This is a genomic window from Actinocorallia longicatena (assembly GCF_039534125.1).
GTDB lineage: Bacteria > Actinomycetota > Actinomycetes > Streptosporangiales > Streptosporangiaceae > Actinocorallia > Actinocorallia longicatena.
This window is the reverse complement of the sequence record NZ_BAAAUV010000007.1, coordinates 98,964-112,325: the sequence shown is the minus strand read 5'-3', so window position 1 is coordinate 112,325 and position 13,362 is coordinate 98,964. Positions and strand designations below refer to the sequence as shown.

General features: G+C 69.3%; 17 protein-coding genes. 9 read left to right on the top strand and 8 right to left on the bottom strand.

Annotated elements, in window-relative coordinates:
* Nucleotides 1–28: 28 nt before the first annotated feature.
* Together ABD785_RS16180 and ABD785_RS16175 are read right to left on the bottom strand one after the other, a co-directional pair.
* A complete protein-coding gene (locus ABD785_RS16180; RefSeq protein WP_344828825.1) occupies nt 29–916 on the bottom strand; it encodes an SGNH/GDSL hydrolase family protein in 888 nt (295 codons plus the stop codon).
* Between the two features lie 127 nt (nt 917–1,043).
* Nucleotides 1,044–1,430, bottom strand: a complete 387-nt coding sequence (locus tag ABD785_RS16175) for an ATP-binding protein (protein ID WP_344828823.1) — start codon at nt 1,428–1,430, stop codon at nt 1,044–1,046.
* A 241-nt stretch (nt 1,431–1,671) separates the two neighbouring features.
* Here ABD785_RS16175 and ABD785_RS16170 point away from each other — a divergent pair, with 241 nt between their 5' ends.
* Together ABD785_RS16170 and ABD785_RS16165 are read left to right on the top strand one after the other, a co-directional pair.
* Nucleotides 1,672–2,493, top strand: coding sequence for a helix-turn-helix domain-containing protein (locus ABD785_RS16170; RefSeq protein ID WP_344828821.1), 822 nt, complete (start codon nt 1,672–1,674; stop codon nt 2,491–2,493).
* Nucleotides 2,494–2,506: 13 nt separating this feature from the next.
* Complete coding sequence (locus ABD785_RS16165) at nt 2,507–2,686, top strand: DUF397 domain-containing protein (protein ID WP_344828819.1); 180 nt, start codon at nt 2,507–2,509, stop codon at nt 2,684–2,686.
* 40 nt (nt 2,687–2,726) lie between these two features.
* Here the strand turns inward: ABD785_RS16165 and ABD785_RS16160 are convergent, their stop codons facing one another.
* Nucleotides 2,727–3,305: a DUF305 domain-containing protein gene (locus ABD785_RS16160; RefSeq protein ID WP_344828817.1), complete on the bottom strand. Its 579-nt coding sequence runs from the start codon at nt 3,303–3,305 to the stop codon at nt 2,727–2,729.
* Nucleotides 3,290–4,231, bottom strand: a complete 942-nt coding sequence (locus ABD785_RS16155) for a lytic polysaccharide monooxygenase (protein ID WP_344828815.1) — start codon at nt 4,229–4,231, stop codon at nt 3,290–3,292. The genes ABD785_RS16160 and ABD785_RS16155 overlap by 16 nt, the downstream gene beginning before the upstream one ends.
* A 253-nt stretch (nt 4,232–4,484) precedes the next feature.
* Here ABD785_RS16155 and ABD785_RS16150 point away from each other — a divergent pair, with 253 nt between their 5' ends.
* Entirely contained in the window at nt 4,485–5,528 is a 1,044-nt protein-coding gene (locus ABD785_RS16150; RefSeq protein ID WP_344828813.1) for an NAD(P)-dependent alcohol dehydrogenase, read from the top strand.
* Between the two features lie 542 nt (nt 5,529–6,070).
* Here the strand turns inward: ABD785_RS16150 and ABD785_RS16145 are convergent.
* Nucleotides 6,071–6,229 (bottom strand): hypothetical protein, encoded by a 159-nt coding sequence (locus ABD785_RS16145; RefSeq protein WP_344828811.1) that lies wholly within the window; start codon nt 6,227–6,229, stop codon nt 6,071–6,073.
* Between the two features lie 47 nt (nt 6,230–6,276).
* Between ABD785_RS16145 and ABD785_RS16140 the strand changes: the two genes are divergently transcribed.
* Nucleotides 6,277–6,606, top strand: coding sequence for a hypothetical protein (locus tag ABD785_RS16140; protein WP_344828809.1), 330 nt, complete (start codon nt 6,277–6,279; stop codon nt 6,604–6,606).
* An 802-nt stretch (nt 6,607–7,408) separates the two neighbouring features.
* Here ABD785_RS16140 and ABD785_RS16135 read toward each other — a convergent pair.
* Nucleotides 7,409–8,758: a GH1 family beta-glucosidase gene (locus ABD785_RS16135; RefSeq protein ID WP_425547777.1), complete on the bottom strand. Its 1,350-nt coding sequence runs from the start codon at nt 8,756–8,758 to the stop codon at nt 7,409–7,411.
* A 57-nt stretch (nt 8,759–8,815) separates the two neighbouring features.
* On the opposite strand from ABD785_RS16135, the gene ABD785_RS16130 reads away from it, so the two are divergent.
* Both ABD785_RS16130 and ABD785_RS16125 read left to right on the top strand, forming a co-directional pair.
* Nucleotides 8,816–9,415 (top strand): TetR/AcrR family transcriptional regulator, encoded by a 600-nt coding sequence (locus ABD785_RS16130; RefSeq protein ID WP_344828807.1) that lies wholly within the window; start codon nt 8,816–8,818, stop codon nt 9,413–9,415.
* A gap of 205 nt (nt 9,416–9,620) precedes the next feature.
* A complete protein-coding gene (locus tag ABD785_RS16125; RefSeq protein ID WP_344828805.1) occupies nt 9,621–10,103 on the top strand; it encodes a hypothetical protein in 483 nt (160 codons plus the stop codon).
* Nucleotides 10,104–10,159: 56 nt separating this feature from the next.
* Here the strand turns inward: ABD785_RS16125 and ABD785_RS16120 are convergent, their stop codons facing one another.
* The gene (locus tag ABD785_RS16120; protein WP_344828803.1) at nt 10,160–10,726 is read right to left on the bottom strand and encodes a TIGR03086 family metal-binding protein; all 567 of its coding nucleotides are present in this window, start codon (nt 10,724–10,726) and stop codon (nt 10,160–10,162) included.
* 84 nt (nt 10,727–10,810) lie between these two features.
* Here ABD785_RS16120 and ABD785_RS16115 point away from each other — a divergent pair, with 84 nt between their 5' ends.
* Together ABD785_RS16115 and ABD785_RS16110 are read left to right on the top strand one after the other, a co-directional pair.
* The gene (locus ABD785_RS16115; RefSeq protein ID WP_344828801.1) at nt 10,811–11,416 is read left to right on the top strand and encodes a TenA family protein; all 606 of its coding nucleotides are present in this window, start codon (nt 10,811–10,813) and stop codon (nt 11,414–11,416) included.
* Between the two features lie 209 nt (nt 11,417–11,625).
* Nucleotides 11,626–12,489, top strand: coding sequence for an Fpg/Nei family DNA glycosylase (locus tag ABD785_RS16110; RefSeq protein ID WP_344828799.1), 864 nt, complete (start codon nt 11,626–11,628; stop codon nt 12,487–12,489).
* A gap of 10 nt (nt 12,490–12,499) precedes the next feature.
* On the opposite strand, the gene ABD785_RS16105 is transcribed toward ABD785_RS16110, so the two are convergent.
* Nucleotides 12,500–12,943, bottom strand: a complete 444-nt coding sequence (locus ABD785_RS16105) for an SSI family serine proteinase inhibitor (RefSeq protein ID WP_344828798.1) — start codon at nt 12,941–12,943, stop codon at nt 12,500–12,502.
* Between the two features lie 69 nt (nt 12,944–13,012).
* Between ABD785_RS16105 and ABD785_RS16100 the strand changes: the two genes are divergently transcribed.
* Nucleotides 13,013–13,348 carry a rhodanese-like domain-containing protein gene (locus ABD785_RS16100; protein WP_344828797.1) on the top strand — a complete coding sequence of 112 codons (336 nt, stop codon included), beginning with the start codon at nt 13,013–13,015 and terminating at the stop codon, nt 13,346–13,348.
* Nucleotides 13,349–13,362 lie beyond the last annotated feature (14 nt).

Sequence of the window (13,362 nt, the reverse complement as noted above, 5' to 3'; positions counted from 1 at the left end):
GACCGTCCTCTTTCCTTTCGCGGCTTTCCTACGTGAGGGTCGCGGCGAAGGTCTGGGCGATGCGGGTGTAGCCGTCGGTGGTGGGGTGGATGTCGCGCCGGGCGCACATGTGGGTCCACGTGCAGATGCGGCTGACGTTGACCGGGCGGCCGTTCTGGATCGTGAAGTTCCTGGTCTCGAAGGCGCGGGAGACGTCGGCGATGCGGAAGTTGGCCAGGCCGTAGATCGTCCAGGCGAGGCCGTTGACCGACTCGATCAGGGGGACCGAGATCTTCGCCTGACGCTGGCCGCTCTTGCCGGTGAGCCAGGCCGCGAGCAGGGGGTCGTAGTAGGTCATTCCGGAGTAGGACGGGCCCGCGCCGCCCGCCCTGCGGACCTTGGAGACGATCGTCCACAGGTTGCCGGCGAGAGCGCTGACGTTGCGGATCAGGCACATCACGTCCGGCGAGTTGTTCTTGATGCAGCTGTTGACGTCGTTTCCGCCGATGTCGATCGTCACGTACCTGATCTGGCCGGGGTGCTCGTTGAGGAACCTGAGGGCCTCGTTGAGCTGGGAGCCGGTCGGGTAGGAGCACTTTCCGCCCTTGATGAAGGACGCGGTCGTCTCGCCCCTGCACCCGATCTTCACGAGCTGGAGGCCGGGGGTGCGCTCCTTGAGGGTGGCGTAGAGCTGGTCGGGGTAGCCGGTGTCGGTGTCGCCCATCCCCGGCTGGTAGCCCGTCGACAGGGAGTCGCCCATCGACAGGTAGTAGACGGGCTGCCCGGGCACGGGCGGCGGGTCGGTCGCGGGGGCTTCCGGGGTCTCCGGGGCCTGCGGGGTCTCGGCGGGGGCGTCCGAGGCGGGGGCCTCGGTGGCGGGGGTGTCCGTGGGGTCGCCCGGATCGGCCACCGCGGGTACCGCGGCGCCCAGGAACACGACAGCCGCACCAACGGTCAAAATTCGACGAACAAGCATATTTCCGCCTCCGCATTCAGATCCAACGGAGTATTGAACCTCTGGGCCATTCGCCACCAGACGTCATATGAATCCGGGTATGACTCATTTATGTCACGGGTCTGACGGAGTCATCGAATTCGCACCACACGTTCCTTCCGTCCACGCCCCACCGGTCGGCCGTTTCCTCCACCAGAAGCAATCCCCGCCCATGCTCCCCGTCGGCCCCACGGCACACATGAGCCTCTTTCTCCCCGCCCCCGTCGTCGACGACCTCGACCCGTACGAGGGCGGCGCCGAGCACCATCCGGACGGTCACCCACCCGTCCTGACCACTGTCGGTGTGCAGGATCGCGTTGCTGACGGTCTCGCTCACGCAGAGCTGAAGATCGTCGCACCGCCCGTATCCCTCGGGCATCATGTCCCGCACGAACCGCCGCGCCATCCGCACCGACCGCGTCACCCCGGGCAACGTCAACTCGCCGACCTTGTCCATTCGCTTTCCTTTCGCCGAGTCCTCTCACCGCCGACAGAATGCGTGTGACCGTGCCGTCAAATCAGCTTTTTCGTCCCTTTCGAGACCCCCGGTAAAACGAGACCCCCGGCGCCGGGAGACCCCCCGATTTCGAGACGTCTCGATTTTCCGGCTCCTGGTGACACCTGTTCCTAGATGTGCTCATATGGATGCCGTGACGGAAGGATCACCGAACGTACGCCTGACCATCCTCGGCAAGCGGATGCGTCTGCTTCGCGAGCGCCGCGGCATGAACCTCGCCGAAGCCGCCGACCTGCTCAGCAAGTCGAAGGCCGCCCTGGGCAAGTTCGAGAACGGCCAGGTAGCGCTCAAGCCGTCCGAAGTCGACTACATCCTCTTGAAGTACGAGATGTACGACGCCGCCGAGCGCGGGCCCTACCTGCGCCTCTCGGAGCGCGGGCGTGCGAAGGGCTGGTGGCTGGAGTACAAGGAGGTCGTGGACGGCAAGGGCGCGGACTTCCTCAGCATCGAGTCCGAGGCCGGGCGGATCGACATCTTCTCGACGATGGTCGTCCCGGGGCTGATGCAGACACCGGCCTACGCGGCGGCGATGATGGGCGGCTCCACTCCGGAGGAGGCGGAACGCGAGCCGGATCTGCAGACGAAGGTGGCCTTCCGGATGGAGCGTCAGAGGATCCTCCACGGAGACTCCGCGACGCGGCTCCACGTTGTCATCTCCGAAGCCGTGATCAGGCAGAAGTTCGGGGGAGAGTCCGTCTGGCGCGAGCAGATGCAGGCGCTCCTGACCGTTTCGAGGATGGAGAACGTCAGCCTCCAGATCATGCCGTTCGCCGCTGAGACCCATCCCGGCATGAGCGGTGCCTTCATCGTCTTCGACGCCCTTGAGGGCGACTTCTCGGTCGTCCTGGTGGAGTCCCGGTCCTTCTCGACCTTCCTCGACGACCTGGACCAGGTGGCGCTCTACAACTCGATGTTCGAGGAACTGAAGCGGCTGGCGCTGTCCCCCGAGGCTACGCGTGAGCTCATAGACGACGCCCTTCACCCCTCGGCCTCCGATGGCTAGGTTGTAAAGCACTATGCGATGGCGAAAGAGCTCCCACTCCTTTGAGTCGGACGCGAGCACCTGCGTCGAGGCAGCCTCCACCGGCCGGGACGCCCGTGTGCTCCTGCGCGATTCCAAGCATCCCGAGCACTCTCACCTGCGGCTCAGCGCGCCCACCTGGGCTTCGCTGCTGGACGGGCTCAAGCGCGGTTGACGGGTGGGGCCCGGCGGCCGTTACTCCGCCGGGCCCGGGGTCAGCGGAGGGTCTTGAGGAGGGCGAGCATGTCCTTGATCTGGCCTCGGCGGGACTGTTCCACCTGGTGGGCCCACTCCTTGACCTCCGGGTCGGCGCCGTCGGCCGATTCCGTGACGGCCATCTGAACGGCGTCGTCCTGGTGGCCGATCATCAGGTTGAGGAAGTCGCGGTCGAAGGCGTCGCTGCCGCCCAGGCCCTTGATCAGGCGGGCGGCGGTCTCCGGCATGCCGCCGTGCTCCTGGTGGGAGCCGGCGGGGGCGGTCAGGGGCTGGTTCCAGGAGGTCAGCCAGCCCTTCATCGTGGTGACCTCGGTCGACTGGGTGGCCTCGATCGCGGCGGCCAGGGTCCTGACCTTTCCGTTCTTCGCCCTGGTCCTGGCCATGCGGACCATCTGAAGGCCCTGCTCGTGGTGGGGGAGCATCATCTGGAGGAACATGACGTCCTCCGGCTGCTGCTGCGCGGCCTTGACGGGCGGCGTCCCGGGATCGGCCGAGCCGCCGGAGCAGCCCGAGACGAGCAGGACGGCCGCCAGCGCGGGGGCGATGATCCTCAGCACCGGCGTCACACCCGCTGCCACAGTGCGGGGACGATGGGCGGTTCCCAGCCCGCGTAGGCGGTGTGCGCCTGGATGCAGCGGTAGGTGCGGCCCCGGAAGGTCGCCCTGCTGCCGATCTTGTACACGCCTCCGACGCGCCACGCCTGCTTGCCGCCGGGGCGCGGGGTCTTGGTGGCCGTCGGGCGGGGCGTCGTCGTGGGCCGGGTCGTCGGCGTCCGGCTCGGGGTCGGCGTGGCCGTGCCCGGCGTCGTCGGTGCGGTGGTGGGCGTCGCGGTGGGCTTCGGGGTCGTGGTGGGAGTGGGGGTCGGGGTGCTCGTGCCGCCGCCGAAATCGAGGTCGGAGCAGGTGTAGAACGCCTCGCCGCTGCCGGCGACGCGCTGCCAGATCGAGTAGAGGAGCTGGCGGCCGCTGCGCTGGGGCAGGTCGAGGGTCCACTTGTTGTCGGTGACCGGGTTGACGTTAGAGAACGTCGTGAGATGGACCAGATCGCCCCAGTTCAGGGGCATGGTCGGGTTCCAGCCGTCGCGGGTGATGTAGAACTCGAAGTCGCTTCCGGCGTGCGGCGCGGTCGCGTGGTAGTTCACCTGGAACGCCCCCGCCTTGGCCGGGGTCGCGGGCCAGTCGGCGCGGCGCAGGTCGAGCGCGCGGAACTTGTCGCGGCCCGCGCTGCAGAGCTTGCCGTCGGGGATGACGTCGCGGTGGCGTCCGGCGACGTCCGCGAGCGACACCTCGTTCCAGCTGTAGAAGGCCTGCGGCCCCGTCTCGGCCACGGCCGCCTTGCACGCCGCCGATTTCGGCGACTCCGGATTCTCCTGGTAACACGTGTAGACCCGGCTCGCCGGGCTCGACAGGGTGCCGTGGGCCTGAGCCCCGGTTCCCGTCGCGACCGTCCCCGCGGTGCCGGCGACGACCACTCCGACCACGCTCGCCAGAAAACGCCTGTCCATCAGACCTCCAGGGGCCGATCCATCCGCAGGAGTCCCTGCGTGTTCCCGACCCAATCCCGGTCTCGGCGCGTCCGCCAGGCGTTCCAGGTGCGCTTAATGACCGCTTAAGCGCCTCTTATGCCGGGGACCGTCCGAGCCGGTGGATCTTGTGCGGCGCACCAGTCCGGCAAAGGTTCTTTTGGCGGTGCGGGCAGTCGTGTGAGATCTATGTCGGGTACGGCTCTTTCGATAGGCCATGATCCCTGGAGTGACGATGACGACTGTGAACGCCTATGCCGCGACCTCGGCCAAGGGGCCGCTCGAACGCGTGGCCATCGAGCGGCGCGAGGTCGGACCGCGGGACGTGGGCATCGAGATCAAGTTCTGCGGGATCTGCCACTCCGACATCCACACCGTCCGGGGCGAGTGGGGTCCCGCCACCTATCCCCTGGCGCCCGGGCACGAGATCGCCGGGATCGTCACCTCGGTCGGGGCCGAGGTCACCCGGCACGCCGTCGGCGACCGGGTCGGCGTCGGATGCATGGTGGGGTCGTGCCGGGAGTGCGCGAGCTGCGTCGCCGGTGAGGAGCAGTACTGCCTCAAGGGCAACACCATGACCTACGGCTCGGTCGACACCGACGGCACCGTCACGCAGGGCGGATACTCCACCCACGTGGTCGTGGCCGAGGACTTCGTGGTGCGCGTCCCCGACGGTCTCGCGCTCGACGCCGCGGCCCCCCTGCTGTGCGCCGGCATCACCACCTACTCGCCGCTGCGCCGCTGGGGAGCCGGCCCCGGCCAGAAGGTCGCCGTGGTCGGGCTGGGCGGGCTCGGCCACATGGCCGTCAAGATCGCGCACGCGATGGGCGCCGAGGTGACGGTCCTGTCGCAGTCGCTGAAGAAGCGCGAGGACGGGCTGCGCCTGGGCGCCGACCACTACTACGCGACCAGCGACCGGGCGACCTTCAAGCAGCTCGCGGGCTCGTTCGACCTGATCATCAACACGGTCAGCGCGGAACTCCCGATCGACCGCTACCTGTCGCTCCTCAAGGTCTACGGCACGATGGTCAACGTCGGCGCCCCCGCCGAGCCGCTGGAGCTCAACGCCTTCTCCCTGATCCTCAAGGGCCGCTCCTTCGCCGGCTCCACCATCGGCGGCATCCGCGAGACCCAGGAGATGCTCGACTTCTGCGCCGAGCACGGCATCGGCGCCGAGATCGAGGTCATCGACGCCGACCGCATCAACGACGCCTACGAACGCGTCCTGTCCTCCGACGTCCGCTACCGCTTCGTCATCGACACCTCCACCCTCACCTGACCGGCCCACGCGAGTTGTCCACAGCCGAGAAATCACCCGGCGGACTCTGCACCCCCGCGTGCAGCATGGAGACATGAGCGGACACGGCGGCGTCAGATGACACCAAGACGCGAACGGACACCGAGACGGCTGGGCAGGGGTGTCATCCCAGGAGAAGCGCAAGGGAAGGGGAGCGGAGCAGCGGAGCACGCCGACCCGCTCCCCGAACGCGGAGTCGGCCACCCGCCGGACTTCGGCGCGGCCGAACTGCGGCATCCACGGACGAACCGAGGCCCCTGAGAGCCCTCGCCCTGCACCCCGACCAGCCGAGCCCCCGTTCCTTCCAACGTCATCCACAGGCAAGGCGACGACACCGGGCCACCCGTCCACAGGCGCACCGCCAGCCCCCGAGCCGAAATCCACATGCGGCTGACGGCTCCAGGCCGGTCGTCCACACGCGGGCCGACGGTCCCGGCGGGTATCCACATGCGGGATGACGGTGCCTGTCCGGTGGTCCGCAGGGGGCTGAGCGCGAGCGGGGAATTCGGGGTGCCCGGTACCGGCTATCGGAAGGTGATGCGTATGAGGGCGGGGTCGATGCCGGCGATGAGTGATGAGCGTGCGTAGTGGTTGAAGCGCGGGAGCGCGGTGCGGTCGAACGCCTCGACGGTCGCGGTCGCGGTCGTCCACAGGTAGGTGACGGTTCCTGGGTGGTCGTCCACAGGTGAGGACGGTGTGCATGGACGGGTGCGGGCTTGTGGAGAAGCTCGTGGAGCGGTTTCCGGAGTTCGGGGAGATGTATGAGTGTCATCTCGCGAACAACGGTGGGCTGTTGCCGCACGTGTTCTTCGCCGTTGACGGGGTGACGGAGGAGGTCGTCTCGGCGTACTCGGGGCGGGTGTCGGAGTGGACCGAGGGTCTGGACTGGCGGGCCGTCCTCGGGTTTCTCGAGGGTGCCTACATCGAAGGGGACGGGGAGGCCAGGGGCGTCATCGCCGTCTCGTTCGTCCACCGGCTGCCCTGGCCGGGTCAGATCGGCGAGCGGATCGTCGGAGATTTCGGGCCGGGGCTCGCGGAATGCCACCGGGACGTTCGGTGAGGAGCGGCGGTCCCGCTCCGCGGTGGCTCTACCGGGTGCCTACCCCGGTGACGGCCGAAGCGGGGCACGGCATCCACGCGGTGTCCGAGACGAACGCCGTCCTGCCGTTTTCGGCCTCGTGACGAGGATCGAGTCCGCCGCGTCGCGTGCTTCCGGCACTTCCGGTGCCTGACGAGCAGGAGTCCGGTGCTTCCGGGGCCGGGCGGGGTGCGGCGGGGCCGCGGGTGCGGTGGGCTCGGTGCGGACGGGGCGGTGAAGGGACCGGTCAGGGGCTGGTGCGGGAAGTCCGGTGGGGAGCGGTGGCCGGGATTCCGCGGCCGGGGTCCGGCGGGGTGGCCGAGGCGCTGACCGCCGTGTGTCACCGCCCCGAGCAGAGGAGGGTGCGGCGGCGGCGCTGGGTGTCGCGGGGTCGGGTGGGCTCGGGGTGAAGGGATGCGGGGTAGGTGGGTTCGGCAGGGAGCGGGGTCGTGCAGGGGTTGGTGCCGGGAAGTGAAGAAGCGCCCCGCCTGGGGCGGGACGCTTCTTCCGGTCGAGGGCGTGGCGTTGGCATCAGACGCCCTTGCGGAGCAGCTTGCGGAGCACCGACTCCTTCTGGAGGAGGGCTACGTGGTCCTTGGCGGCCTGCTTGACGAACTCGGCGTGCATGGTGATCTCCCTGGATCGGGGGCGGTTCTTTCCGACACCCTCAATCTCGCGCTAAGACCCCCCGCCCCACATGAGGCGGATGCCTTATCTCCGGGGCCGGGTTCCAGGGAGGCGCGCCTAAGACGTCTCAGATCGTCCTAAGCCCGATCCGGGACGTCTAAGACGTCCCGGAAGACGTCCTGGAGAGCTGGTCGGCGATCAGGTCGCGGTACCAGCCGTAGGACGTCTTCGGGGTCCTGACCTGCGTCTCGTGGTCGACATGGATCAGGCCGAAGCGCTGGTGGTAGCCCTCGGCCCACTCGAAGTTGTCGAGGAGGGTCCAGGTGAAGTAGCCGCGGACGTCCACGCCCTCCTCGATCGCGGCGTGGATCGCGCGCAGATGGGCGTCCAGGTAGGCGACGCGGTCGGGATCGTGCACGGCGCCGTCGACGACCTCGTCGGCCACCGAGCAGCCGTTCTCGGTGATGTAGACCGGCGGGAGGCCGGGGTAGCGCTGCTTGAACCGGACGAGCAGCTCCCGCAGGCCGTCGGGGACGATGGGCCAGTCGAAGGCCGTCCGCGGGACGCCCTCGATCCTGGCCTCCTCGAACGGCAGCCCGGGCTCGGCGGGCGTCCGGATCAGGGTGGGGTTGTAGTAGTTGATCCCCTGGGCGTCCGGACGGGTCGAGATGATCTCCAGATCGCCGTCGCGGACCGAGCCGCCGAGCGTGCCGTCGTCGCCGTAGGCCGACAGGTCGGGGTAGCGGCCGAGATGGATCGGATCGAGGAAGAGGCGGTTGTGCAGATTGTCGTAGGCGGAAGCGGCGGCCTCGTCGCCCGGTGACTCGGGCGAGACGGGCGTGCAGTTGTTGGAGATCATCGCCTCGAGGCCGCGGGACTGGAGCGCCCGGGTGGCCAGGCCGTGCCCGAGGAGCTGGTGGTGGGCGGTCGGCAGCGCGTCGAACAGCAGCACCCGGCCGGGGGCGTGGCTGCCGAGCGCGTACCCCCAGGCCATGTGGACGAACGGCTCGTTGAGGGTGATCCAGCGCTTCACCCGGTCGCCGAGGGCGTCGGCCATGATCTCGGTGTACTCGGCGAAGCGGTGGGCGGTGTCGCGGTTCATCCAGCCGCCGCCGTCCTCGAGGCCCTGCGGCAGGTCCCAGTGGAAGAGCGTCGGGACGGGCGCGATGCCGCGTTCGAGCAGGCCGTCCACGAGACGGTCGTAGAAGGCGACGCCCGCGGCGTTGACCGCGCCGCTCCCGGACGGCAGGATCCGCGACCAGGAGATCGAGAACCGGTAGCCGGTCAGGCCGAGGCCGCCCATCAGGCTGACGTCTTCCGGCCACCGGTGATAGTGGTCACACGCGACGTCCCCGGTGTGGCCGTCGCTGATCGTCCCCTCGCGGGCGGCGAAGACGTCCCACACGGACGGCCCGCGGCCGTCATCCTTGGTCGCGCCCTCGATCTGGTAGGCGGCGGTGGACACGCCCCAGACGAATCCGGGCGGGAAGTCGGGCATGGCGGTCATCGAGCCTCCAATTAACATGAGTCGGACTCATGTTATCTGCCCGGCACAATGGGGGCCATGGCAGCGGAGGGAACAGTGCGCAGGCGGCCCGTCCAGCGGCGCAGCCAGGAGCGGTACGAACGGATCCTCGACGCGGCCGCGCACCTGCTCGACGAGGTGGGCTACGCCGCTCTCACCACCAAGGAGGTCGCCCGCAGGGCCGAGGTGCCCATCGGGACCTTCTACCAGTTCTTCCCGGACAAGAGCGTCCTCGTCCACGCCCTCGCCTCGCGCAACCTGGACGCCTACCTCGACCGGCTCGCCGCGGTGGAACGCCCCGAGACGCTGGAGGGGACCGTCGAGGCAGCGGTCGAGGCGTTCGTCGCGATGCGCAGGACCGTCCCGGGGTTCGGAGTGATCGACTTCGGTGCCGGGAGCCGGGCGGAGCCCATGCTGACCGAGCTCCTGCACGTCCTCGACCCCGCCGTGGACAACAACACGGCCGTCGCCCTCCGGGTCCGCGACCTCTTCCCCGCCCTGGCCGGTGACCTGTCCGTCCGGGTCGCGCTGGAATGCGCCGACGCCGTCCTCAAGCTGGCTTTCCGGGTCGACCCCGACGGCGACCCCGCCCTGATCGCCGAGTGCAAGAAGGTCCTTCTGTCCTACCTGCGGGCCTGACGCCACCAGAACAGCGCCACCGCCGAGCTCGCCAGGACCGGCGCCGCTCTGATGATGTCGCCGGACTGGCATCCCCGGCACGACGCCGACCCGGCGCACCGGTGGTTCCGGGGGCTCGTCCGGGAGACCCTGACCGCCCTGTGACCTGCCCTCGAACGGGAGTGGCCTGTACGCTGCCGCCACCCCCCGAACGATGGAGTTGCACATGGGAACCTGGTCCGGTTACCTCGCCTGCCGCCGGCCCGCGGACGCGGCCGTCCTGCTCGGCCACGGAGCCGAGGCATGGACGCCGGAGACGGCACCGGGCTGGTCGATCGCCGAGGTGGCGCTGCGGGACTTCGAGGCCGACGCGATCGAGGAGACCGCGGGCCCCGCCCTGACGGCCATCGTCTGCGACGGCGACTTCGCCGACGTCATCGGCACCCTCGACGGCGAGCCCTGCTGGCGGCTCTACCTCAACGAGGCCAACGCCGGGGCCTACGAGGCCCCGCTGCCCGCCGTTCCCAGCGCCGACAACAAGGCCCTGCACGCCCAGATGGCGTTGTGGGCCTCGAAGGCGGGCGTGCAGGTCGACCCCGAGGCGCTGCGCGAGGCCATCGCCACCCACCGGGACCCCGCGGACGACGCCCTGCTCACCCTGCTGGCCGTCCTCGGCCTGATCCCCTCCCCCGCGGCTCCCAGGTCGTAGCCGGGACAAGCGAAAAGCGCGCCCCGCGGGGCGCGCTTTTTCGTGGGCCGGAGAAGTTACGGCCTGCGGCCGAGGTAGTGCAGGAGATCGGCGGCCGGGGAGTCGGCCGGGGTGCCGGGGACGGCCGGGGCGAAGGCGCCCCAGGCGCGCAGCGGCTCGACCAGGGCCTTCGCGGTCGGCAGGAGGGCGGCGGCGAGCTCGTCGGTGAGCGGGCTGGGCTGGCCGGTGGCCTTGGCGATGTCCCAGGCGTGGACGGCGGCGTCCATCGCGGCGGCGGCCGCGGCCTGCCGGGCGGGCATCTTGTTCGGCGGGATCGGGGTGGGGACCTCGGCGGCCTCGGGGTCGATCGAGGCGAAGGCCGCGGCGGACCTGGAGACCGCGTCCTCGATCATCTCGGCCGCCGGGACGGCCAGGTTGCCGTCGGGGTTGAACGGGTCGAAGTCCGGTCCCGGCCCGCCGGTCAGGAAGGAGGCGTAGGCGATCTGGTCGCCCGCGGCGTGCTGGATCACCTGGGTGACGTTCCACAGGTCGCAGGGGGTCGTGGCCAGCAGGTCGGACGCGCCCGCCGTGACGGTCCGCAGAGCGTCATGGGCCTGGTCGAGAAGCGGGAAACCGGAGGTCATGTCATTCCTTCTTCCGTCGGGCTGATGGTTCCAGTGTATCAGAACGGAATACTTCGTTCCACTCTTTGATGGGAGGATGCCGGGATGAGTTTGGCTGGGGAGCTGGAAAGGGCCGGGCGTGAGCTGCTCGAGGAGCAGCTGGAGCATCCGACCGTCAGGGGGATCGCGGCGGGGGACCTGGCGGAGGACGTCTTCCGGTCGTGGCTGGAGCAGGACCATCTCTTCCTCCTCGACTACGTCCGGGTCTTCTCGCGGCTCGCCTGGCAGGCGCCCGCAGCCCATCTCGGGGACCTCGTCGACCTCGCGCACACCACGTTCCACGAGGAACTCCGCCTGCACCGGGATCTGTCCGGCGAGTTCGGGGCGGACCTGGACGGAGCGGTCAAGGGCAAGGCCTGTGAGGACTACACGAACTTCCTCCTGGACTCCGCCGCGAACTACGGCGACGGTCTCGCCGCCCTCTACCCGTGCATGTGGGGATATTCCACCCTCGGACGGCTCCTGGCCGAGGACCCGCCCGCCGAACCGCGCTACCGGCGCTGGGTCGACACCTACGCCGACCCGGGTTTCGCAGGGCTCGCGGCCCGTTGTGGACAGATGCTCGACGAGGCCGCGCCGGACCCCGCACGGGCGATGCTGCTGTTCCGCGAGGGGATGCGCCACGAACTGGCCTTCTGGTCCGTTCCCTGAAGCCGTCCACCCTGAAGTCGTCCACACCGAAGTTATCCACACCCCCTGTGGAATACCCGGCGGTCGGTGAAGGTAGTGAATAGTCCGGTTCTGGGGGAGTTTAACCACGTCATGGCCCCGGAATCCGACCTCACCGCCGGTTATCCACAGACGATTTCCACAGGCGTCCACAAGGGTGGGGAAAACAGGGGCGCGGCATACTGGGTGACATGCCGGAGCTGCCCGAGGTCGCATCGCTCGTCGAGTTCCTGAAGGACCACGCCGTGGGCCGCGTCGTCGCGCGGGTCGACGTGCTGGCGATCTCGGCGCTGAAAACCTACGATCCGCCCGTCCACGCCCTCCAGGGGCTGGAGATCAAGGACGTGTCCCGCCACGGCAAGTTCCTCGATCTCGACGTCGACGGCCTGCACCTGGTCGTGCATCTCGCACGGGCGGGCTGGCTGCGCTGGAAGGACGAGATCCCCAAGGCGCCGATGCGTCCGGGCGGCAAGAACCCGGTGGCGCTGCGCGTCCATCTGGACGACGGCTCCGGCTTCGATCTGACCGAGGCCGGCACCAAGAAAGGCCTGGCCGTCCATGTCGTCCACAGCCCCCAGGAGGTGGAGGCGATCCGGGAGCTGGGCCCGGATCCGCTCGCCCCCGAGTTCACCCCCGCCGCCCTGTACGAGATCACCAAGGGCCGCAGGACCCAGATCAAGGGCCTGCTCCGCAGCCAGAAGATCATCGCCGGGATCGGCAACGCCTACTCCGACGAGGTCCTGCACGCGGCGAAGATCTCCCCGTTCAAGATGGCCTCCACCTTCACCGAGGAGGAGATCGCCGACCTTCACGATGTGATCGTCACCACACTGAACGACGCGGTGAAGCGCTCCAAGGGTCTCGCCGCGGGCGACCTGAAGTCGGAGAAGAAGCTGGGCCTGCGGGTCCACGGCCGGACGGGCGAGGCCTGCCCGGTCTGCGGCGACACCATCCGCGAGGTCAGCTTCGCCGACTCCGCGCTCCAGTACTGCCCGACCTGCCAGACCGGCGGCAAGCCCCTGGCCGACCGCCGGATGTCCCGCCTCCTGAAATGATCCCCGGCCGCTAGCGGACCCTGGGGAGCTTGCCGAACAGGTCGCCGACCTTGGTCCAGCGGTCCAGCTCGCAGCCGTCCTTGCGGGAGAAGGTGGCCTCGACCGGCTGGCCCTTCCAGGTGCCGGTCACCTCGCCCTGCTCGGGGCCGCCGTAGATGTCGGTGCAGGCCTGTCCGGCGGCGGTGGGCTTCCACACGTCCGCGGGGACGCCCCCGAGCTGCTCACAGGCCTTCTCGGCGGCAGGATGGGTGCCCCCGGCGGGGTCGCAGGTGAGGGTCCAGGTGACGGGTTCCGCCTTCGGGGACTTCTTGAGGGTGATCATGAGTTCCGTCTGGGCGGGGGCCGGTGACACGGTCGCACCGTCCCCGGACGTAGCCTTCTCAGAGCTGCCACATCCCGCCGCGGCCACCAGCGCGGCGGCGGTGAGCAGGCCCGTGAGAGCAAGAGTCCTCATGCGAGATTCGACGTGAGAGATGTCCACAGGGTTCCATGGGATACGTGATGAGGGGTGGAGAGACCGGATATGGCTTTCGGGGACAACGTACCGACTGTTGAGGCCGCCGCGGTGCCGAACGACGCGTATCTGCTCGATGTCCGCGAGTCGGACGAGTGGGTGGCCGGGCACGCGCCCGACGCCGTCCACATTCCGATGAGCCAGCTGCGCGACCGGGCCGGGGAGATCCCGCAGGACCGCGACATCTACGTGATCTGCCGGGTCGGCGGCCGGAGCGCCCAGGTGACGATGGCGTTGAACAACGCCGGCTGGCAGGCGTCGAACGTCGACGGAGGCATGCTGGCGTGGGCCCATCACGGGCGTCCGATGGTGACGGACGGCGGAGCCGACCCCTACGTCGCCTGAGCGAGCGCTACAAT

What these genes read in the sequence shown, in the direction of transcription:
- ABD785_RS16155 (WP_344828815.1), bottom strand. Translation starts at nt 4,231, where the DNA reads ATGGACAGGCGTTTTCTGGCGAGCGTGGTCGGAGTGGTCGTCGCCGGC.
- ABD785_RS16105 (WP_344828798.1), bottom strand. Translation starts at nt 12,943, where the DNA reads ATGAGGACTCTTGCTCTCACGGGCCTGCTCACCGCCGCCGCGCTGGTG.
- ABD785_RS16115 (WP_344828801.1), top strand. Translation starts at nt 10,811, where the DNA reads ATGAGTTTGGCTGGGGAGCTGGAAAGGGCCGGGCGTGAGCTGCTCGAG.
- ABD785_RS16125 (WP_344828805.1), top strand. Translation starts at nt 9,621, where the DNA reads ATGGGAACCTGGTCCGGTTACCTCGCCTGCCGCCGGCCCGCGGACGCG.
- ABD785_RS16120 (WP_344828803.1), bottom strand. Translation starts at nt 10,726, where the DNA reads ATGACCTCCGGTTTCCCGCTTCTCGACCAGGCCCATGACGCTCTGCGG.
- ABD785_RS16150 (WP_344828813.1), top strand. Translation starts at nt 4,485, where the DNA reads ATGACGACTGTGAACGCCTATGCCGCGACCTCGGCCAAGGGGCCGCTC.
- ABD785_RS16175 (WP_344828823.1), bottom strand. Translation starts at nt 1,430, where the DNA reads ATGGACAAGGTCGGCGAGTTGACGTTGCCCGGGGTGACGCGGTCGGTG.
- ABD785_RS16135 (WP_425547777.1), bottom strand. Translation starts at nt 8,758, where the DNA reads ATGACCGCCATGCCCGACTTCCCGCCCGGATTCGTCTGGGGCGTGTCC.
- ABD785_RS16100 (WP_344828797.1), top strand. Translation starts at nt 13,013, where the DNA reads ATGGCTTTCGGGGACAACGTACCGACTGTTGAGGCCGCCGCGGTGCCG.
- ABD785_RS16165 (WP_344828819.1), top strand. Translation starts at nt 2,507, where the DNA reads ATGCGATGGCGAAAGAGCTCCCACTCCTTTGAGTCGGACGCGAGCACC.
- ABD785_RS16170 (WP_344828821.1), top strand. Translation starts at nt 1,672, where the DNA reads ATGCGTCTGCTTCGCGAGCGCCGCGGCATGAACCTCGCCGAAGCCGCC.
- ABD785_RS16110 (WP_344828799.1), top strand. Translation starts at nt 11,626, where the DNA reads ATGCCGGAGCTGCCCGAGGTCGCATCGCTCGTCGAGTTCCTGAAGGAC.
- ABD785_RS16130 (WP_344828807.1), top strand. Translation starts at nt 8,816, where the DNA reads ATGGCAGCGGAGGGAACAGTGCGCAGGCGGCCCGTCCAGCGGCGCAGC.